The organism is Fimbriimonadaceae bacterium (assembly GCA_019638775.1).
Lineage (GTDB): Bacteria > Armatimonadota > Fimbriimonadia > Fimbriimonadales > Fimbriimonadaceae > JAHBTD01.
In genome coordinates this window covers 1099217-1119876 of record JAHBTD010000002.1, presented here as the reverse complement: position 1 = coordinate 1119876, position 20660 = coordinate 1099217, and the positions used below count along the sequence as shown (strand labels likewise).

Genomic DNA, 20660 nt, shown 5'->3' with positions numbered 1-20660 from the left:
GGAGCAGGATGAACAATTAGACGCGCCTTGCGAATTCGCAAGGCGCGTCCAGGAGCCATAACGTCGAAAATGACCGGGGCCGCGAAGCGGCCCTGGCCTCTGTTGGGGGTTTGTAAATGACTTACTGGGTCTCGATCGAAGTGATCTTGCTGCCCTCCATCGTCACAACGACTGCCAACGTCCATGCGCTGCCGTCTGGGTTCCGACCGCTGACCTTCGTTCTGCCAATCGTCCCTGAACTGCCCGCCTTCGATGTGTACTCGGCGTTGCCGCCTTTGGCGTTGTCATCCACGAAGTAGCCTTGTTTGGTCGCCAAAAGGATAGCGATGGATTCAAAGTGAACGAACAAATCGTAACCGTTCGGTCCTGGGATAGCCCGCTTGCTCTTTGGCATCTCTTCCTCGATCAAAGCGTTCCATTCGTCGACATTTGTAGGGTCAAACGGACGCACGGTCTGTCCCGTCACGCGATAGATCGCCATTGATGAGTCGCTTCCTACAGCTACAAACCTGCTTCGGTACGTGTCGTCAAGGTGGCTGTTGGCGATGTTGCGGTAGGCGTTTGCAGGCAGAGACAGCTGCGGAGTCTTCTGCCGGACAAGCTCAGCCGGATTGCTTGGGGTTTGGTTCTGCGGGCTGCCAGGCTTGAAGTCCACAAGAGTCTTCACCTGCGAGGTCTTTCCGCCCGGCTCGAAGACTTCCTCACGAACGGTTCCTAAGCCTGGGCTCATCCAGGTTCTTGACCGGACGTATGGCTTGCCTCCGTCTTCGCTGACGGACATTTCGATGATCACCGCTTTCTTCCGTCCTATGGGTGTATCGACCATCACGTTGTCGCTGACGACATTGCGAGTGTATTCATAGGTGGGGGGCTTGGGGGGCGGTGTGTCGTTTCCGAAACTCTGTGCTGTTTGGTAGGCAGGCTGCGTACGGTGTGACCACTTCGTCCCCGCTGTTGCCGGAAACTTCATCACAACCGTGTTGGTGTCGGCGCGGCGGAAGCCCGGTAGGTCCTTGTATTGACGGTCCATCTCATAGGCGCCATCTTTGGCGAGAAGGACATAGCCATAGCCGTTGTAGTGACCGTAGTCCGAGCGATACTCGACGACCGGCATTCCCTTGTAGCTCTTGACGCTCCATGCGACGGTTGTCCAGATCATGTCCTCCGAACCAGGCCGACTGACTTTGTAGGTCCACGTCGTGCCTTCGGTCGAGGGGAAGTATTCCGATCCCTTTGCCGAAACTTCGCCGACCTGCATCTTTGCAGCGAGAACGAAAGCTCCGGCGGCGATGGCGGCGATAACCGCCACGCTGCGCTTGGTTGTTTTTGTCATGGTATTGGCTCCTTTGTCCAGCAGCCTCCGAATCCGGGCTTCCAACTCGCCCCGTCGAAAGACGGCGATCGTCCCCCTTGGAGTCCAGGTCTGCCCGTTCCTGGTAGCCAGGGTGACGAGGCATTCGGCGAGGTGTCGTCCGGTATCGGTGGTCTGAACCACATAGCTGTCGCAAATCTTTTCTTGGGCGTCCTCAAGGTGTCTTCGAACGAGCCAGACCGGCACCGCCCACCAGTAGGCCGCCTCCATCAAAACGCAGAGCAGACGCCAGGTCTGGTGCTTTGCTTTCAGGTGGACACACTCGTGGATGAATGCGGACTTAATCTGCTCCGGTGGAAGGAAGTCGGAGATGTCTGTCGGCACGGCAACGTAGTCTTTCCCTGCCGAGAAGCAGACGGGCGCGCGTAGATCTTCTGCATGGATGAGAATTGGCACTGCCCGCAGTCCCGTCGCTTGCGATGCCTGTTCAAGCATGCTGAGCAGGGAAGTATCTTCAACCTTCTCCCAACCCTTCGCAAGTTTTGCAAGACGGAGACGTCCGATCCCGACAAGCGCCACGAGGAAGAGCGAGCCCGCGAGACCGGCAGCAAGAATGCCTGCTTTGTAGTCGAAACCAGAAGCAACCGGCGTTTGTAAAGCAGTCTGAGAGGCTACCGCCGCCCCATGAGCAGTTTCAGGAACGATCAGCTCCTCTGACGGGGGCCTGCTTTCAGTTTGCGCAGCGCCCTCGCTTGCGGTTGACCGGGCTGGTTTCGCGAAAGCGGCTTCGGTCGGAGCGTTCAAGCTGCCCAGATGCAACTGCGATGAGACGAGCACCACCAGCGGACAGATCGCGATTACCGTTATCGCGGCCTTTGCCAAGGCTTCCCGTATCGGTGGAGCCGCTTTTCGGCTAGCGAGAAGGGCCACGGCAAATAGGCCGGAAGCTGTCGCTACGGCAAGCGCCAGGTTGACCGCAAAGGGCCAAGCCGATTCGATGAAGGTTGCACTCATTTTTCCTCCTCTGCTTCATCCAGCAGCTTCCTTAAGCGTGAGATTTCATCGTTTGAGAGCTTTCCGGAGCCAAGCAGGTTCATCATCATCTTTGCGGGCGATCCGCCAAAGTAGCGGCCCAGGAATCCGTCGACGATTGCGGTTGTGGCGTCTTCGGGCTGATAGAGCGAGTGGTAGATCGCACCACGCCCTTCACCCTCTTTTGAAAGCCAGCCGCGTTCTTGCAGCCGCTGCAAAAGAGTGATAACCGTTGTTCTGGCGAGCGGTCGCTGGGTTTGGATGTGCTGCCAGACTTCGACGGCCGTCATGCCCTCTTTGCTTTTGGCAACGATCTTCAGAAGATCCATCTGCGCGCCGGTCGGCGCTTCTTCGGGATGCAGTGATTTCGACATCTGTAGAACATATTATCTCTACTGCCGTCGAAATAGTTCCAGAAAAAAGAAAAAAAAATGATGGACATGTCGATTCAACATGTCCGCAACGGTTTATTGAGTTCGACCCGTTGTCTTTTCCAAAGATAGTTTCAGCACCTGATCGGCGTGCTTGACGAAGTGGACCTCAAGCTGCTTGGCGATGGCTTCGGGGACCTCTTCTTTGAAGTCCTTGCGGTTATCTTCGGGGAGGAGCACTGTGGTCACACCGGCGCGGTGCGCCGCCAGAATCTTCTCCTTTACGCCACCGATTGGAAGGACCTGCCCCGTTAGGGTGAGCTCTCCGGTCATGGCGAGACGGGGCTTGAGGTTTCGCCCGGTGAGCAGGGAAGTGAGTGCGGTGAGCATCGTCACGCCTGCGCTCGGGCCGTCTTTGGGGGTGGCACCGGCAGGGACGTGAACGTGGATCTCCGTCTTTTCGTAAAAATCGGGGTCAATCTTAAGCTGCTTGGCATTGCTGCGGATGTAGCTTAGGGCGGCTGTGACGGATTCCTTCATCACGTCGCCAAGCTGTCCGGTAAGAATCAAACCCTTTGACCCAGCCATCTTGGCTGTCTCGATGAAGATGACATCACCACCGACAGGAGTCCAAACAAGACCGACCGCAAGTCCAGGGACAAGCTCCCTTTCCAGCACTTCCTCATGCAGATACCGTGGCGCTCCAAGCGCGGTCTCCAAGAACTTCTCCGTGATATTGACCTTGGCCTTGCGGCCCTGTGCAAACAGTAGGGTTGCTTTTCGTACGACAGAGCCGATCTCTCGCTCCAAGTTACGAACACCGGCTTCGCGCGTATAGCTGCGGATCAGCTTCTTGAGGGCACTGTCTTGAAACTCAATTTGCGCAGCCCTTAGTCCGTGTTCTTCGACCTGCTTGGGTACGAGATGCCTCACGGCGATTTCGTACTTTTCCTCTTCGGTATAGCCGCTGAGTTCGATCACTTCCATTCGGTCTCGCAAGGGCGCTGGGATCGTGTCCAGTCGGTTTGCCGTTGTCACGAAGAACACTCTGCTCAGATCGAACGGTGCGTCGATATAGTGATCGCGGAACGTCGAGTTCTGCTCCGGGTCGAGCACTTCCAGGAGCGCTGATGAAGGGTCACCGCGGAAGTCACTGCCGAGCTTGTCGATCTCGTCGAGCATGAAGACCGGGTTGTTTGTTTCGCCGCGTCGAAGGCCTTGGATGATTTGCCCGGGCAGTGCGCCAATGTAGGTGCGTCGATGACCCCGAATCTCGGCCTCGTCGCGCATGCCTCCCACTGAGACTCGTACGAACTTGCGGTTCATGGAGTGTGCGATGGAACGCCCCAGTGAGGTTTTACCAACACCAGGAGGCCCCGCAAAGCACAGGATTGGCTGACGGATCTTGCCGTCTTTTTTGACTTTGCGAACGGCAAGGAATTCGATAATTCGCTCTTTAACTTTCTCAAGTCCGTAGTGGTCTTGATCGAGGATGGCCCGAACTTCAGAAAGCTCAATATTGTCCTGTGTTGATTGGTTCCACGGGAGCGAGACGATCCAGTCCACGTAGGTCCGGGCGACGGTGTATTCAGGCGATCCGGGAGACATACGCCGCAGGCGGTCATACTCTCGGTTGACCTCTTTCAAAGCCTCTTGAGGCAGCTCGGCTTCTTCGATCTTGATCCGTAGTTCGTCAAGCTCTTCGCCCCGGTCGTCAGACTCCCCAAGTTCGCGCTGAATGGCTTTGAGCTGCTCGCGCAGGTAATAGTCGCGTTGCGTTTTGGAAAGCTCGACGTTGACCTCACTCTGGACCTTGCTCGTAAGCTCCAGAACGCGCACCTCTTTGCTAAGCATTTCGAGGAGGAGCTTGAGTCGCTGCTCCACGTCCAGAGTTTCAAGGACCTGCTGCTTCTCTTCCACCGAGAGTGTCATATGCGCGGCGACGAGGTCGCACATCACATTCGTTTCTTGGACGGCTTGGGTAAGGCTTCGTAACTCGTCGGGAAGTTGGGGGGAGAGGCGTATCGCTTGGTCGAAGAGCGCAGCGACGGACCGTCGCAATGCCTCCATATCTTCCGACGTATCGTCGGCAGGGGCGTCTTCGAGGACCTCGATCCTTGCCCGCAGGTAAGGCGTCTCTTGCAATCGCTCGACAATCCGATATCGTGCGACGCCCTGGACGATCAACCGCACCGCATCAGGCATTTTAACAAGTGTGCGGATGATCACAGCGCAGCCGTATTCGTGAACCTCATCGAAGGTTGGCAGCTCTGTGTGGGCTTTGCGTTGAGCGACAACGCCGATAACCCGGTTGTTTCCCACCACGCTCTCTTCGATGAGTTGTACGCTGGATTCGCGAGCAACGCTGAGAGGTGCGATCAGCATGGGGTAGATGACGGAGTCGCGCAGGGGCAGGATATTGATGACATCGGGGATGGGCGGTCGAACCTCTTCCTCTTCAGCATCAGGAATGGGAAGGTCGCCTATGCTCAAGTCGATGTCCGACTCGGGCAGGTTGACCTCTTCTTCAACGATCTCCTCTTCAACAGGGGTTTTTGTTTTTGCTCGTGACATTAAACTTTCCGAATCGTGATTCTTGTGTGGTTGACGCGGACGCGTGCCTTTGGAATTTCGATGTATAGGATTCCGTTACGAAACTGGGCACGCATTTGTTCGGGTTCGACGGGGCATTGCGGCAAAGGGACCTCCCGCTCGAACTCACCATAATAGACCTCAAGCTGGTGGATGCTCGTTCGCACTTCCTCACTTGGATCTGCCTCTTCGCGCGCTCCGCGTATCAAAACGCTGTGCTGTCCTGGAACGTAAAGTATCTGAACCTGGTCAGGTTCCACCCCGGCAATCTCCGCTTTCAAGACAAACAGCTTTGGAGTCTCGTACAGGTCGATGCTGGGCTGCCAAATGCCTTTGGATCGTATCGAGCGCGACACGGTTACTCCAGGCTGGCTCAGGATGAGCTGCCCGGGAATAACTTGCCACAGCCATTCATCCCGGTTTTGGCGCGCCATAGGTAAAGAGTTTACCGCCCAAGCGTGAAGTAGAACGTGGTCCCTTCGCTTGGCGTTGACTCTGCCCAAATGCGCCCGTCATGGCGTTGGATCACGCGATGGACGATGGCAAGGCCCACCCCGGTGCCCTCAAACTCCGATTCGTGATGCAGTCGTTGAAACGGCGCGAAGAGTCTGCCTACTTGGCCCGGGTCAAACCCCGCGCCATTGTCGCGGATATAAAAACAGTCGGTGCCCTGCTCCTGCTTTCGTCCGCATTCAATCCTTGCCGAAGCTTCGTTTTGTGTGAATTTCCACGCGTTATCAATCAGGTTCGTAAGAGCGATCTGCATCAGTCGTGGGTCGCAATGAGCCATTAGCTTTGGCTCCACTGTGATGTCCACTTTTCGCTCTGGGTGGCGTGTTCTTAACTCAAAGAGGACGTCGTGAGCGATATCCGAGAGGTTCACGCTTTTCATGTGAAGCTCTTCGCGCGCGATGCGTGAAAGGCTGAGCATGCTGTCGATAAGATCGTTTAGCCTGCGACTCGCGGCGATAACACGCCTCAGCGAGTCCAATCCCTCCTCATCAAGAACGGACTCGTAGTCGCGCATCAAGAGGGTGCTAAAACCTTGGATTGAGCGGATTGGGCTGCGCAGGTCGTGAGAGACAGAATAGCTGAAGGCCTCAAGTTCTCTATTGGCTTCTTCCAGCTGTGCGGTTCGCTCTTGAACCCTTCGCTCGAGCAACTGTTCATTGAGTCTCAGCTCCTCTTCTTTCGCGATGCGGACACTGACCTCGTCCTCAAGCTCCTGCTTTTGTCGCCTCACGTCATCGTAGAGTCGAGCATTCTCGATGGCGATAGCGATGTGGTTTGCGGCAATTTGAAGGTGGTTAAGGTCTTCTTCGGAGAAGTTTCGAACTCTCGTCTGAGAGAAGATCGCAATAATCCCGAGCACCTCATTGTGGAGTCGAATAGGCGCACCGGCATAAGAGACGAAACTAAAACGGCGCTCGCCATCTTCAGGGCCGATGTTATCCGTAAGATACACGGCATATGGGCTCTCAGCAATGTTGGCGATACTGACCGCTCGGCCGGATTGCAGGATGGCCTCTCCTAGTCCGTATCGCGCGGGAAGGCTTTTAGACAGAGATGATTCGGGAATTCCCGCACAAGCAAGCATGTTAAGTTGCTCTTCTTCAAGTAGTCGAAGGATGCATGCGTCTGAACCGAACGTTTTGCGCATATCTTCGCACAGGATCTCGGCCTGCTTCTTTAAGGAAAGCTCTCCTACAACGGTGCTTGTAATCTGTGCAAGACGCTCAAGTCTTTCACTAGTATCTTTTGAAGAGCTGGCTGAATCTTGCTGTTCCGGCAACTCGCGCTCGATGCCCAGAATAAACTTACGTCCGCCGGTCTCAATGACAGAGGCTGTGACTTCGAGCCAGAAGGTCGAGCCATCTTTACGGATATGTTCGACGTTAAAGCTTTGTCGCTGCTCCTGGAGGGTGTCGTTAATACGCTCCTCAACCATACTGGAAGTCGTCGGAGCATTTAAGTCTCGAACAGACATCCCCACCATTTCGGAGGGTGAATATCCATGCATTTTGGCGGCAGTTGGGTTCGCGGAGACGATCGTTCCAGACTTGACACCTTCAGCCTCAATGATGATGATCGCGTCCTTTGAGTTATGGAAAAGCTCGTGAAATGATGATTCTATAGAGTGTTTTTCGTTAATCGCTTGTCGAAGTTCTGTAATATCTAAGTCAGTGCCAACTATGCGAATAACATTGCCGTTGTTGTCGCGCTCAATAAAGCTTTTAGCCTGAATAACGCGGTTGCGGCCGTCACGCGTCGTAATACGAAACTCTGTGTCGTAGTTCGTTTCGTCTGTTATCGCACCCTTAAAAGTGTTGAGAATGCGATCATAGTCCTCTTCGTGGACATGTTTCCGAAACAGCGCTAATGGCGGGATATCCGGTGGTTCGTCATATCCAAAGTTTCGGTAAACGGTATTGTCCCAGAAGGCCTCATTTGTACTTGGTCGGTATTCCCAAATGCCGACTCCGGTGGCACTTGTGGCAAGAAGGAGCCGCTCGGACAGGGCGCGGACTTCCTCTTCGGTATAGACTCCGGCACGTCTTCGATTGATGATTTCTAAGGCGTTTGCGATGCTCGGGACGGCAAGGGGGAGCTTATCTTTTTGAACGTAATCGATCGCCCCGTCTTTCAACAAGCTAACAGCAAGATCAAGATCGATCTCCCCAGAAACGATAATAACGGGAATCTCTGGGGCCACTTCCTTCGCCAGTCGGAGGGCTTCAGGAGCGCTGAAGCGAGGCATTTTATGGTCGGAAGTGATAACGTCCCACTTTTGCTCAGTCAAAGCCTGGCGCATGGCATCCGGTGTATCGACGCGCTTCCAAACTACGTCGTATCCCGCACGCTTCAACTCGTGAATAAGCAAGAACGCTTCGTCCTCGTTGTCCTCAACGACTAGGATGTGTACCGTTGTTCCCATAACCCAAACGTAAGTAAATGCCCTCAGTTAGTATAGCGAATAGAACTCATCGCTTGTGGAGAATGGCAGATTCCAAAAGAACATGCGAAATAAATAACAAAAAACCATACCGTTTTCTTGGTATGGTTTTTTGATCTCAGTTACATGACCTTATGTTGGTGTTTGCGTGATGATGAAGCCCTGCGCGGCAAGTTCTTGACCGATGTGTCGGAGCTTCTTCATCGCTCGCAACTCAATCTGCCTTACACGCTCACGGGTCACGTTCAACTCAGCGCCGACCTCTTCGAGAGTTCGAGAGCGTCCGTCGTCAAGCCCAAATCGCAGGCGAACCACATCGCGCTCACGTCCGGTCAGCCGACCGAGAATGCCGTCGATCTCTTCACGTCGGATTAGACTCCAGGTGACATCAGTTGGTGTAGGCATGTTTGTCGATTGAATAAAGTCTCCAATCGAGCTATTGTCCTTCTCACCAACCGGCGTTTCCAGGGAGATCGGCTCTACGGCTACACGCATCATCTCGCGTACGCGGTCAACCGACAGGCCAACCTCGCGTGAGATCTCTTCCTCGGTAGGTTCGCGCTGCATCTCTTGCTGCAGACGGCTCGCCGTCTTCACAACTTTGTTGATAAGCTCAGCCACATACACCGGAATACGGATCGTGCGTCCCTGGTTAATGATGGCTCGGGCGATAGCTCGGCGAATCCACCACGTCGCGTAGGTGGAGAAGCGGAAGCCCTTCGACCAGTCGAACTTTTCAACGGCACGGATAAGACCAAGGTTGCCTTCTTGAATCAGGTCGGCAAGCGGGATACCACGAGCGTTGTACTTCTTCGCGATGGATACGACCAAGCGAAGGTTCGACTCGATGAGAATCTTCTTTGCGCCAAACCCCTGGCGTGTGATGTGCTCGCGAAGCTCCGGGGTGACCGTTTCGGGCATCCCGAACTGGGCCATCTCGCCTCGGTGAAGCAGACGAAGCAGCTGCTGCGTGTTGTCCTTCATAAGCATCTCGTGTGCTTGCACGAGCATGGCGAGGTGGACCTCTTGCTCAGGAGTCAGCAGTTGAGCGCGCCGAGTCTGGCGCATCCACATCTCAAGCTCTTCGCTGTCGTCGTGATGTGCCGGCGCTTCCGGCTCGTCGGGCTCCTCATCCCCCGTTTCGATCTCTAACAGATCTTCGTCAACCGGCTCAGAGCCGAACTCCTCTGCGAGCTGCCGTGTGTTTGCGGCCTCAGCAAAGGTATGTCGACCGGGGGTGCGAACGGTGATCGCTCGACCTCGGCGCGGTTGTGTCACTACTGCGTTTTCTCCAGGCATCAGGGGGTATAGTCCTCCAAAATATTCAAATTGCTCATACTCTTCCGGGGCGTGGCCGCAATGTAACAGGTCGTCGCAGTGCTGTGAGGCGCGTGCGGGTTCTCGTTCTTACTGTCTACTAAGATACGGTAACACATCGGAGGTCGGCTGTCAAGCAGGCAACCGAGCGCACGCTTCGTCGAGTGCGCGGCATAAATCTCAGGTTGCAATCTTTATGCCACCGAGTATTAAGACGGCGACAACAGGGCAACCTGTTGCAATAACTTCTACAGACTCATGCGTCGAATCGTTCCTGCGATCTCATTTAGAGTTCTCGCAAGTTCAAAAACCGCAGATTCAGTCGTAAATCGGCCCAAGCTTATTCGAACTGTACCTTTTAGCCAGTAGTCCACTAGGCCCAAGGCCGTGAGTACGTGGCTCGGCTCGGTGGACCGCGAACTGCACGCTGCGCCACTGCTTATGGCAAATCCCCGGCTGTCCGCCTCGACCACCATTGTCTCTCCCTGCAGCCCTCCAAACGAAACGCTGAGGATAAACGGCGAGCTTGTCGAGGGTCGATTAACCTGCACTTCAGAGGACTTCGACAGTTCCTCGATGAGGCTCTTTTGTAGAGCCTGGGCGCGTCGCTCATCCTCTAGGCGTTCGTCAATGGCAATCTCGGCGGCTTTTCCAAAGCCGACGATGCCGGGAACGTTGAGAGTCCCACCGCGAAGACCCTGCTCTTGTTCGCCACCTAAGATGAACGGTCGCAGAGATGTCCCTCCGCGCAGGTACAGAGCGCCGATCCCCTTCGGTCCATAAAGTTTGTGGGCGCTCATGGATGCAGTATCCAGATCAAGAGCCTGTACATCAACGTGAATTTTGCCGACGGCTTGCGTGATATCAGAGTGGAGAAATGCCGCGCTTTTTCGAAGTGCGGTCGGGTCAAGGATCGCTCCGGTCTCGTTGTTCACAAGCATCACGCTAATGAAAGAGGCCGCGCTCGGGGCATTCAAATCCCAACCATCGTTTGTGAGGAAAGAGAAACCGTGGTCTAATGCAGGCTCGCGCATCGAGCTATGCTCAAACGGACTCACATATCCGGTCTCGAACGATCTTAAAACCCAGTTATTGGCTTCGGTTGCGCCTGAAGTAAAGAAGATTTCGCTGGGGTCTTCTGCACCGATGAGCTTTGCCACCTGCTCACGAGCATGTTCAACGGCGGAGTGTGCTCGTTGCCCAAACCCATGAATGGAGTTCGCATTCCCGAAATCTTCCTTGAAGTAGGGAAGCATCGACTCAAGCACGCGGGGGTCAACTGGGGTAGTCGCCGCGTAGTCGAAATAGCGATCAGCGCTGCTCACAGATTAAGTTTGGCTGATTGATAGAATCCTTGCTACAAATCAAGGGCTGTTGAGCTTAAAGGTCTTCATCGCCTCATCGGCGATTTTCTCGATATCAGCTTTACGCTTTTCGCCCGCTGCAAAAGTGATCGTGACAGACTTGCCGTTGGCCAAAGCCATAAACATACAAAAGGCGGTGGTCACCTTTCCTCCACTTGGCGTAGATATCCAAATCTTGGACTTCAGGATCCCAAACTTGCCAGCTGGATAGTCCTTCTCAGAGTATTCAAACTCACTACCAGGCGCTAAGAAGGGTCGCATCGCCTGTTTGGTCTCTTCAACATTCCCACTCAGAGTCCAGCTCGTCTCGGCCTCTTCAATGACTACACTACAGCCATCGTTGTAGCCATCGTCGGGATTGTCGGTCCGATGCGCCGAAAGCTTGATAGCTCCAGTCCTGACAAGCTCGTCCCGTTGAGATTTGATTTCTTCTAGGCCTGGATTGAGTTGCGCTGCTTGATTAAGGCGTTCATCAATGTTTGGATCGGCGCTGTTCCGAGTCATCCACGATGCTGGAATCTTGATAGTGAATTCTTCGCTGTTTATCTCCTGCCAGTTTTTCGTGTTGAGATCAGGATTGCCGCTGCATCCGCAGCCCGTGACAAGAATTGTTAAGATCGCAATGACGACAGTCGATTTGAGTAGCTTCATAGGCTCGACACTTTTTCCATGGTCCTTATGTGTCACTTCATCTTAAAGGAAGTGATCGCGCTGTCGGCAATTTTCTCCATCTCGGCAGCGCGGCTGTAGATTGCCGAAAAGGTGATCGTCACCATTTTGCCGTTGTGGAGTCCAAGATAAGCCCACGATGCGAGCTTAACGTCTTCACCGCCGCGCCCCTTCCTCATGCTTGTGTATTCGATGCGAGCGAACTTCCCGGCGGGTGGCTGAACCTCCGCGTACTCAATCGTCCCGCTGGCAATGCTCAGAATCTCTTCCTTACCAATCTTGATGGCGTCGTCCATCTTGACATTGGCAGGTGCATCCAGCATGACGATGCTCATGTTGTCGCTAAACCCATCCACGTCTTTTGGGTCAAGAGCAAAGAGTTGCAGGCCTCCGTGCTCCTTTGCGTCAAGGAGGGAAAGCGCCATTCCCTTGAAAGCGGGGTTGCTTGTTTCTGCTTCGACAAGAACGGCCTCAATGTCCGATTGGTTGAGATCGAAGCTCTTCCAATCTTTGGGCAGCTTGATAGAGCATGAACTCGAACCGAATTCGGTCCATTTGCCTTCCGGGAGGTTGGCAGCCTCCATCACGGCAAAGGGGCGCTCGTCCCGTGCATAATCCTGCGTGCCACCTGCTCCAGAGTTGCTATTACAGCCGCAGACGAGTACAGCAAGCCCCGCAGCAATGACGGTGGTTATGTTACGCATAACCGAATTCTACAGCTTCTATGAGGCCTATTTCAGCTTAACTGACGTCATTGCTTTGTCAGCTGCCTTTTCCATAGCGTTGGCAGATGTGTCAGTGGCTGAAAAGGTAAAGACCACCTCATTGTTGTCTTTAGCCGTGACAAATGCCATGCCTTGGACCATGAATTGACCTCCTGAAGGAGTATTCATAGGCATCGAATACTTGATTCGAGCAAACTTGCCTGCTGGTAAGTTCACCTCGCTATAGTCAAGAGCCGCATCGGTGCCAAGCATCGCCGCCATCGTATCTCGATTTCGCTTGGCAATTTCATCAAATTTGATAGGAGTTGGGGAGGGAGAGATAATGACGTTTACGTTATCGGTGAATCCTGTGTGCGCCGTGCTTACATCAAAAGCCATCATCTTCATCTGGCCTTGAGTCTTCAATTGTCTGATTGTTGGCTCAACAGACTTAAAGTTTGGATTCGAATCGACCATGCTTTTGACCATAGAATCAAACTCTTCTGAAGTCAGGTCAAGGATTTTCCAACCTGTTGGGAGCTTCATAGAGAAGGTCGAGTGAGATACGTCTTGCCACTCAGCGGCCGGAAAATCAGCTGAACCGGCGCTTGCCGACAGCGTCGCCTTTTCTTCCTTTTGGCCGCACCCACCGATCACCATAACCAGCGCAAGGAGCGCTAGTAGTATCCGAACTTTGCACATATGTAGAGTTTACAGCCGAATGCTTAGTTTATCGAGGGCTTCTTTAACTAATCCTGGAACTTCGCTCGTTTTGTCGGCAACAGCTGCGCCCGCGCCGAGCAGGGCATCCACTTTCGACTGCGGCGTGCCTTTGCCACCCGAGATGATGGCGCCAGCGTGGCCCATGCGCTTGCCGGGAGGGGCTGTCCGCCCAGAGATGAATGAGACCACGGGCTTGGTCATCGACTTGATGTACTCAGCAGCGGTCTCTTCGTCGGAGCCGCCGATCTCGCCAACCATGACGACGGCCTTCGTCGCCGGGTCCGCTTCAAACAATCGCATAACGTCGATGAAGCGCATGCCTGGGACGGGGTCGCCGCCGATTCCAACGCACGTTGTCTGACCGAGGTCCGCGCGCGTCAATTCCCAAACGATTTCGTAAGTTAAGGTTCCGCTGCGGCTAACCAAACCGATCGGGCCTGGCTTAAAGATATGTCCAGGCATGATGCCCATCTTGCATTCGCCGGGGGTGATGATGCCTGCGCAGTTGCCGCCGAGAAGCTTTGTCGTCCCGTTCGCTTTGAGTCGATTTGTGACACGAACCATGTCTTGTGTGGGGATGCCTTCGGTGATTAGGGATACAAAAGGAAGCCCAGCCGCTTCGCACTCCAGTACCGAATCGGCAGCGAATGGAGGCGGAACAAAGATAAGACCTGCATTTGCGCCCGTTGCGGCAACGGCATCGGCGACAGAGTCGAAAACAGGAACGCCAAGGTGCTGTGTTCCACCCTTACCGGGGGTGACTCCGGCAACCACTTGGGTGCCGTACTGGATCATCTGTTCGGTGTGAAAACTGCCTTCGCGGCCGGTCATGCCACAGACGATTACGCGGGAATTCTTGTCGACGAGAATAGACATGGCGATCCTTGGAGAGCGGAGCGGAGCGCTCCGGCAACCTTCCGATTTTACCGATCCGAGACCTTCTTGATCTGCCAAATATCCCAACGTTTGGTTTTTTCGATAAAGTTCGCGTTTTGGGGAACTAAATCGACTCAAAACCCTACTACAATATGTAAGGCTGCAATGCCAACGTTTAGTCCCTCATTCGTGAGGGAGCGGGGGAACCGAACCTTTGGGGTGAACGGAAGGGAATGGACCTTCCAAAGGCAACTCTTGGCCTGAACCCGACAGCTAACCCCGTAGACGAGCGAGAGTCGCCATGACTCAGACTGATGTTGAGCAGGATGAGTTGCGGTGCTGGAACTACAAAGCTGTAGTGAAGGCAAGAAGAACATGTGGACATCGCCGTGCGGCCTGGAAGGCGCCCGTCTTTCTAAGGTCAGAAGGCAGAGATCGGGATGAACCGGTCCATTGACAATACGAAGGATTGGGGTGCTTTCGGCACCTCCTGTTGAGCAAGCCCCCTCAAGCCCAGAGGGGGCTCAACATTTTGAGAACCTTGTTCTTTCGCAAGCAAAACAAACCGAAAGAACGTCTTCGATTGCCGCCGAGTCCGTCAGTTGTCGGACCTTGAAGTGTTGACCACCGCCGACCGGACCTCGTTGCCCTTTTTCAGCTTCTCCAGAAGCTCGGCAAGCACGGCCTGTTCCGATGGTGTAAGGCGTCCCATCGCCGTACGAACCTTCTCTTGGTAAGTCGGATAAACCGAATCAAAGAACTTCTCCCCCTTCTCCGTCAGGTTTACATAACACACGCGTCGATCCTCTGAATCTCGAATTCGTGAAACGAACCCCATCGATTCAAGCTGGTCTACGATCACGGTGACATTGCCGCCCGTTTTCAAAATGTATCGCCCGATGTCTCGCTGCGAAAGCGGACCGGAAAACCGGAGCGCCTTTAGAGTCGAAAACTGAGTGGGCGAAATTTGATATGAAGAGAGCCCAGAGCTCACTTCGGAGAAGACAGCATCGGCAGCTCTTACAAGGCGCACGTACGCCTGAACGCCGACGTCGCTTGCTGCAGTAACCGTCTGATTATTAGCCATATTTTCTCCCCAACCGCCATGTACATTATATACCGTTGGCGGCGAAGGAACCTTAAGTACAGTTCACACGAGTACAATCAGCATATGAGCAAGGGGCCGACCGGCGTTCGATATGCCGAGTTAGACAGGGATACAAACGAAACTCGCGTGCAAGTTGTGCTCGATCTCGACGGGGGCACACGGCAAGACGTCAGCACCGGCATTGGCTTTTTTGACCACATGTTACAGCTCTTTGCGTTTCACGGCCAGCTTGATCTTGGTGTCAAAGCGGAGGGGGACCTCAATGTGGATGACCACCACACTGTCGAGGACGTAGGAATTGTGATGGGTAAGGCGATTTCGGAGGCGAGCGCGGCATCCGAAGGGATTCAGAGGTATGCCAGCAATCACACGCCGATGGACGATGCCCTCGTGCTTGTGGCGATCGATTTTAGTGGTCGTGGTTTTCTCGACTTTGACGTTCGATTTTCTCGCGATAAGATTGGTGACCTCTCGACAGAGTGTGTGAAAGAGTTCTTCAGGGCGATCACGGCAAACGCAGGCGTGACACTTCATATTCGACAGATCGCCGGTGAGAACGATCACCATATTTGCGAGGCGATCTTTAAGGGATTCGGGCGTGCGTTGCGGGATGCAACTATACCAACCGAGCGCAGAGCTGCGCCTTCGACGAAAGGCCAGATTGGATGATCGTCGTTCTCGATTACGGCATGGGAAACCTCCGTTCGGTGGAAAGGGCGGTTTGCCACCTTGGTTTTGAGTGCTCGGTGCAGCCCACCCTCAAAGGGGCGACAAAGCTCATCATCCCCGGAGTCGGCGCTTTTGGCGCGGCGATGGAGCACATCACTTCTGTAGCCGACGATATCCAGTCCTTTGCTCGATCTGGCCAGCCATTGCTCGGCATTTGCTTGGGTCAACAGCTGCTCTTTGAATCCAGCGAGGAGCATGGGGAGCACAAGGGGCTTGGTCTGGTCGGGGGCAAAGTACTGTACTTCCCGAAAGATATGGGGCTCAAAGTGCCTCACACCGGATGGAACGACGTTGAGTTTGAAAACGATGAACGCGGAACGATGAACGATGAATTAGGAGAAGGGAGAGGGAGTGATACACGCGAAACAATGGGTGATATTTCAGAGCCATTAACAGTTGGCGATCAGCGATCATGGACATTTGAATCACCCAATACCCAATATCAAGAACCTTCATGCCGATCCAAAATCCAAAATCTAAAATCCAAAATTGACCAGTTCTACTTCGTCCACTCTCTGTACACCGATTGCACCGACGTCGCCGACGTGGCTGGTCGCACAACTTACGGTATTCAGTTCGCATCGGCTATCCGTAAGGGCAATATTTGGGCTACCCAGTTTCACCCTGAAAAGAGTGGAGAGGCGGGGCTGAACCTCATGCGGAGCTTTCTCACATGCTGATCCTCCCGGCAATTGACATCCTTGAGGGCAAATGCGTACGGCTGACCCAAGGCGACTATGCCCAAAAGACAGAGTATTCCGACGATCCGGTCGCCGTGGCCAAGGGCTTTGCTGACGCCGGGGCGCAATGGATCCATATTGTCGACTTGGATGGGGCAAAGGCTGGGTGTCCCGTCAATCTAACGGTTGTCGAACGGATCGCTAAAGAGACTCCGGCAAAGATTGAGCTTGGCGGTGGCATTCGTTCGCTTGAGAGCGCAAGGCAAATTCTAAAGAGCGGTATTGCCCGCGTGATCTTTGGCACACGCATCGCAACAGACTTAGAATTCGTCGAACATGCGTTTGGCGAGCTTGGAAATGCAGCAATTGCCGGTGTTGACGCTCGGGATGGGATCGTGAAAGTCTCGGGTTGGACGGAAGGCGAGGATATTGAGCTTTACGCTTTCCTTCATCAGCTGGATGGTTTGGGGGTTGCGCGGTTTATCGTGACGGATATCGCTACAGATGGCGCGATGCAAGGGCCGAATCTCTCGATGCTGAAGCGAGTTTGCGAAACGGTTGCGGGCAAAGTGATCGCAAGCGGTGGAGTGAGTTCTGTGGAAGACCTGAGAGCGATAGACGGCCTGCGACTGCCCAATCTTGAGGGCGCTATCGTCGGCAAGGCGATCTATGAAGGCCGCATCGACCTGCCAAATGCCCTACAAGAACTCGGACACCAGGCCCTGTAGACCCATGTCGATCCAACTTTTTTTGTAGAATGACCTCACGGATGTACGGATTCCGTGGGTGTTTATGAATATCGATACTCTCATTGCCGATTCCATGTGGGAAATGCTGCCAGCGATTGCTGTTCCGATAGTGATCTTCATGATTCCTATCGTTGCGATCCTCACCAAACACCAACAGAAAATGGCTGAACTGATCCACGGGAATCGGAACATACAAGGGAGTCCTGAAATGGACATGTTGCGAAGGGAAGTTGCCGAACTCAAGACACTCGTCCATCAGCAAACGATGATGATCGACGAAATCGCCGGGAATCAGAGACGGCTTGGGTCGGGATCAACGGGCAGTGTGCAGAACCAGAACGGTGACCAGGGATGACACATCAACTGGTGGACCTGTTCGCCTTTGATCTCCAGGGTGACGAGATCTTGGGCCTTGTCTTGGGCTTCGTGATGTTTATGATCCCGATCGTGTACATCCTTACCAAGCATCAGCAAAAGATGGCTGAGTTGCTCAACCGAAACAGTTCGTCTCAGGATCCCCAGGTTCTCGCCCTTGCCGCTCAGGTCGAGCGTTTGACGCAAGCGCTTCACTCTCAGACTCTTGCCGTAGACGAGCTTTCGCAGAAGCTCAACACCCTGCCGCCACCCGCTCCCAAAACAACCGAAGAGACACCTAAGACATACTTAGTGAATGAGTAACTTGCCTGAGGTAGGGCAGCCGTTCATCGATTTTGTACTCGGTGACTTCGATTCCCAAGCCGCACGTGGCGGGAAACCCATTCTCGCTTTCATCTGGCGCACGGGTTGCTCGACATGCCGCTTCGCGATGCCATATTACGACCGATTGGTTCGTGCTTACCCCGAAGCAGTGATCGTTGGAGTGAGCCAAGATGGCTTAGCTGAAACCAGCGCCTATTGTCAGGAGAATCGGATTCAGATGCCGCAAGCCATCGACATGGATTTGGCGGTGTCCCGGAAGTACGGGTGCAAGACCGTCCCAACCTATGTGCTCGCGGGCAATGACGGGATCATCCGCCTTTGTTCGGAGGCATGGAGCATGAAGTATATGGAGGAGATGTCTCAGCTCCTCGCAGCGGAACTTGGTGTACCCGTCCAAGAGATCGTAAGTGAAGCCGACAACGTGCCAAGCTTCAAACCTGGTTGAGGAAGCAAGTAAGCTACGCTGGTCAGCGTATGCAGCCAAAAATCAGTATCGTCGTCCCGAGCTACAACCATGCGCCCTACATTCCGCAGTGCGTGGAGTCCGTATTGGCGCAGACGATGCCCGATTGGGAGATGATTGTCGTCGACGATGGCAGTACTGACGACTCTATGGAGGTCTGGAAGAGCTTTGACGATGCGCGGATTAAGCTCTTTCAAAACGATTCCAACCTAGGAACCTATGGAAACCAGAATCGTGGTGTTTCGCTTGCCTCAACCGACCTGATCGCGATTCTGAATTCAGATGACTTTTGGGAGCCAAACAAGCTTGCCTTGCAGTTAGAAGCATTGGACAGGAACCCTGGAGCGCCACTTTGTTACACACACGGATGGCTGGCGCCGAATACCAACCCCCTTGAGCGCAAGCGAGACCAGCATGAGGATTGGCCGATCACTGAAGAGCAGGAGTTGTTTCCCTGGCTTCTCGAATCCAATCGAGTCTTGGCTTCGAGTGTTGTCTTCCGAAAGCCGTTCGCCAAGTTCGACCCTGGGCTGCGTTACTCGGGAGATTGGATGGCATTGCTCGCCGCTTCGAATCATCACACAGTGGCGTTTGTTCCTGAGAAACTGACCTACTGGCGAATTCATCCAACAAACTCCTTTTCACTTGCTGAGAGTGCATCAGTTGAGGAGATAAGGATTCGTCAGGGACTGTTAATGGGGGCGGACCGATGGATTGATGGGCGTTGGGATAGGGCAGTGGTACGCCGTGGTCTGGGAGCCTGTGCACTCCATCTCGCCGCGCTGTATGTGCTTTGGGGGCAGATGGGTCTGGCAAGGAAAGCGGCTCGCTTAGGGATGCGATTCCATCCCAACAGGCGTGCAGCTTTTCGACGGTGGGGCGTTTGCAACCTTCCACAACAGCTAGCTCTGCGACAACTTTGGCCTGGAGTAGACGCGCCTTATCGCAGTGGCGCCGATGAGACCTTCCTGCCCATCAGCCTGAATGGGGCGACTTAGGGTTTAATCCAAGCCAATGCGACGGATTCTCCTCATCCTGGCTTTGATGTGCTCTTGCGCCACGATGGTCGGGCAGGCATTTCTTGGTGAATGGGCGGGGAAGATCGTCATTGACGCCAAGAAGACGGATGCGCGAAGCTTGCAGACGGTCCGAACTTACAAGACTGCGGCACAAAGGACAACCCTGAGTTTGTTGCTGCGAAAAGACAAGACATTCCAAGCGGTCGTCTTCAACCAGAACGGGAAGGCGATGACGATGTCGGGGACTTGGGAGAAGCATGACGACAAGGACAAGAAGCAGTCGAAGCTCATCCTCACGGCGACCGAGGCGAACGGGGTTAAGCAGAGCACACCCGGTATAACGGAGCTTGTCATCAGCAAGGATGGCAAGACGTTGACGGCGACTCTTGAGGACGAAGTCAAGACGACCAAATGGGTTTATACGAGGGAGGCAGGAAAGAAGAATGGCAAGTGAGTTTTCGTTTGATATCGTTTCACAGGTAGATAGCATGGAGGTCAAGAACGCGGTGGACCAAGCCCAGCGCGAACTGGCGAACCGCTATGACTTCAAAGGCAGCATCGCGAGCATTGAGCTAGAGAAGAATAATGATATTCATCTTCTTGCCGAAGATGAATTCCGCATGGGCCAGCTAAAAGATATCTTGATTTCAAAGCTTGTTAAGCGTGGAATCGATTTACGGTCGGTGGAAGACGGGAAGTTGGAGCCGGGTGCAGGGATATCAGTGAAGCAAACGATTACGTTCAAAGTCGGCATTGCTCAAGATCAGGCCAAGCCGCTTATCAAGCAGATTAAGGATAAAGGGCTCAAAGTCAACGCGCAGATTCAGGGCGATCAGGTTCGTGTAAGCGCAAAGAGTAAGGATGACCTACAAAAGGTGATTCAGTTCGTGAAAGGATTGGACCTGTCTTATCCCGTGGATTTTATCAACTACAGATGATCTAAAGAATAAGCTATTGCGTACAATCCTCTTCATGGATGATATGGAAGTACTTAGTGGCTTTGCTCATATACTATCGCGCAAGAATCCAGCGCAGTAGATTGGGTCTGATATAGAGTCGAGCCATTGGGGTACAGAGTTAGTAACAGTTTTTTCCGCCAGTCATAAATGTGTACTGAACTTTATTGTCATGACAGGAAAATGTCACGTCAGATGGGTAAGGCTGATGGGCAACAGCTTTTAGACAAGCAACTGACCAGTGCAAATGTGAACTTTTTTGAAAATATGAAGCCTGTTTTGTTCTAATCAAGATATAATTATTGACGAGGACCGTCCGTTTCAAATTTGGCCGGAGCCCAAGG

Annotated in this window: 21 protein-coding genes; 9 read left to right on the top strand and 12 right to left on the bottom strand. The window is 53.7% G+C overall.

Annotation, left to right across the window (positions count from 1 at the left end):
- Positions 1-121: 121 nt before the first annotated feature.
- The 12 genes from KF784_11420 to KF784_11365 all read right to left on the bottom strand — a co-directional run bounded on the left by KF784_11420 (position 122) and on the right by KF784_11365 (position 15000).
- Positions 122-2326 carry a M56 family metallopeptidase gene (locus KF784_11420; GenBank protein ID MBX3119667.1) on the bottom strand — a complete coding sequence of 735 codons (2205 nt, stop codon included), beginning with the start codon at positions 2324-2326 and terminating at the stop codon, positions 122-124.
- Positions 2323-2718: a BlaI/MecI/CopY family transcriptional regulator gene (locus KF784_11415; protein MBX3119666.1), complete on the bottom strand. Its 396-nt coding sequence runs from the start codon at positions 2716-2718 to the stop codon at positions 2323-2325. Before KF784_11415 ends, KF784_11420 begins: the two co-directional genes overlap by 4 nt.
- Before the next feature lie 93 nt (positions 2719-2811).
- On the bottom strand, positions 2812-5289 hold the full coding sequence (gene lon / locus KF784_11410; GenBank protein ID MBX3119665.1) for an endopeptidase La: 2478 nt from the start codon (positions 5287-5289) through the stop codon (positions 2812-2814).
- The gene (locus KF784_11405) at positions 5289-5741 is read right to left on the bottom strand and encodes an Hsp20/alpha crystallin family protein (GenBank protein MBX3119664.1); all 453 of its coding nucleotides are present in this window, start codon (positions 5739-5741) and stop codon (positions 5289-5291) included. Before KF784_11405 ends, lon begins: the two co-directional genes overlap by 1 nt.
- Before the next feature lie 11 nt (positions 5742-5752).
- On the bottom strand, positions 5753-8242 hold the full coding sequence (locus KF784_11400) for a PAS domain-containing protein (GenBank protein MBX3119663.1): 2490 nt from the start codon (positions 8240-8242) through the stop codon (positions 5753-5755).
- Positions 8243-8392: 150 nt separating this feature from the next.
- Positions 8393-9334: a sigma-70 family RNA polymerase sigma factor gene (locus KF784_11395; GenBank protein ID MBX3119662.1), complete on the bottom strand. Its 942-nt coding sequence runs from the start codon at positions 9332-9334 to the stop codon at positions 8393-8395.
- Between the two features lie 491 nt (positions 9335-9825).
- A complete protein-coding gene (locus KF784_11390; GenBank protein ID MBX3119661.1) occupies positions 9826-10902 on the bottom strand; it encodes a cysteine desulfurase in 1077 nt (358 codons plus the stop codon).
- Positions 10903-10941: 39 nt separating this feature from the next.
- Positions 10942-11592 (bottom strand): hypothetical protein, encoded by a 651-nt coding sequence (locus tag KF784_11385; protein MBX3119660.1) that lies wholly within the window; start codon positions 11590-11592, stop codon positions 10942-10944.
- A 32-nt stretch (positions 11593-11624) separates the two neighbouring features.
- On the bottom strand, positions 11625-12314 hold the full coding sequence (locus tag KF784_11380) for a hypothetical protein (protein ID MBX3119659.1): 690 nt from the start codon (positions 12312-12314) through the stop codon (positions 11625-11627).
- Positions 12315-12341: 27 nt separating this feature from the next.
- Positions 12342-13016 (bottom strand): hypothetical protein, encoded by a 675-nt coding sequence (locus KF784_11375; GenBank protein MBX3119658.1) that lies wholly within the window; start codon positions 13014-13016, stop codon positions 12342-12344.
- Positions 13017-13025: 9 nt separating this feature from the next.
- Positions 13026-13913, bottom strand: a complete 888-nt coding sequence (gene sucD, locus KF784_11370; GenBank protein ID MBX3119657.1) for a succinate--CoA ligase subunit alpha — start codon at positions 13911-13913, stop codon at positions 13026-13028.
- Between the two features lie 598 nt (positions 13914-14511).
- Positions 14512-15000 (bottom strand): MarR family transcriptional regulator, encoded by a 489-nt coding sequence (locus KF784_11365; protein MBX3119656.1) that lies wholly within the window; start codon positions 14998-15000, stop codon positions 14512-14514.
- A gap of 84 nt (positions 15001-15084) precedes the next feature.
- On the opposite strand from KF784_11365, the gene hisB reads away from it, so the two are divergent.
- From hisB to KF784_11320, 9 genes are all read left to right on the top strand, one after another.
- Positions 15085-15690, top strand: coding sequence for an imidazoleglycerol-phosphate dehydratase HisB (gene hisB, locus KF784_11360; protein ID MBX3119655.1), 606 nt, complete (start codon positions 15085-15087; stop codon positions 15688-15690).
- Positions 15687-16430 carry an imidazole glycerol phosphate synthase subunit HisH gene (gene hisH, locus KF784_11355; protein MBX3119654.1) on the top strand — a complete coding sequence of 248 codons (744 nt, stop codon included), beginning with the start codon at positions 15687-15689 and terminating at the stop codon, positions 16428-16430. Before hisB ends, hisH begins: the two co-directional genes overlap by 4 nt.
- Positions 16424-17158: a 1-(5-phosphoribosyl)-5-[(5-phosphoribosylamino)methylideneamino]imidazole-4-carboxamide isomerase gene (hisA, locus tag KF784_11350; protein ID MBX3119653.1), complete on the top strand. Its 735-nt coding sequence runs from the start codon at positions 16424-16426 to the stop codon at positions 17156-17158. Before hisH ends, hisA begins: the two co-directional genes overlap by 7 nt.
- Before the next feature lie 64 nt (positions 17159-17222).
- Entirely contained in the window at positions 17223-17534 is a 312-nt protein-coding gene (locus KF784_11345; GenBank protein MBX3119652.1) for a hypothetical protein, read from the top strand.
- A complete protein-coding gene (locus KF784_11340) occupies positions 17531-17857 on the top strand; it encodes a hypothetical protein (protein ID MBX3119651.1) in 327 nt (108 codons plus the stop codon). Before KF784_11345 ends, KF784_11340 begins: the two co-directional genes overlap by 4 nt.
- On the top strand, positions 17850-18323 hold the full coding sequence (locus KF784_11335) for a TlpA family protein disulfide reductase (GenBank protein MBX3119650.1): 474 nt from the start codon (positions 17850-17852) through the stop codon (positions 18321-18323). Before KF784_11340 ends, KF784_11335 begins: the two co-directional genes overlap by 8 nt.
- A 29-nt stretch (positions 18324-18352) precedes the next feature.
- Positions 18353-19339, top strand: a complete 987-nt coding sequence (locus KF784_11330) for a glycosyltransferase (GenBank protein ID MBX3119649.1) — start codon at positions 18353-18355, stop codon at positions 19337-19339.
- A 16-nt stretch (positions 19340-19355) separates the two neighbouring features.
- Complete coding sequence (locus KF784_11325) at positions 19356-19814, top strand: hypothetical protein (GenBank protein ID MBX3119648.1); 459 nt, start codon at positions 19356-19358, stop codon at positions 19812-19814.
- Positions 19804-20298: a YajQ family cyclic di-GMP-binding protein gene (locus tag KF784_11320; protein ID MBX3119647.1), complete on the top strand. Its 495-nt coding sequence runs from the start codon at positions 19804-19806 to the stop codon at positions 20296-20298. Before KF784_11325 ends, KF784_11320 begins: the two co-directional genes overlap by 11 nt.
- The last annotated feature ends 362 nt before the right edge of the window (positions 20299-20660 follow it).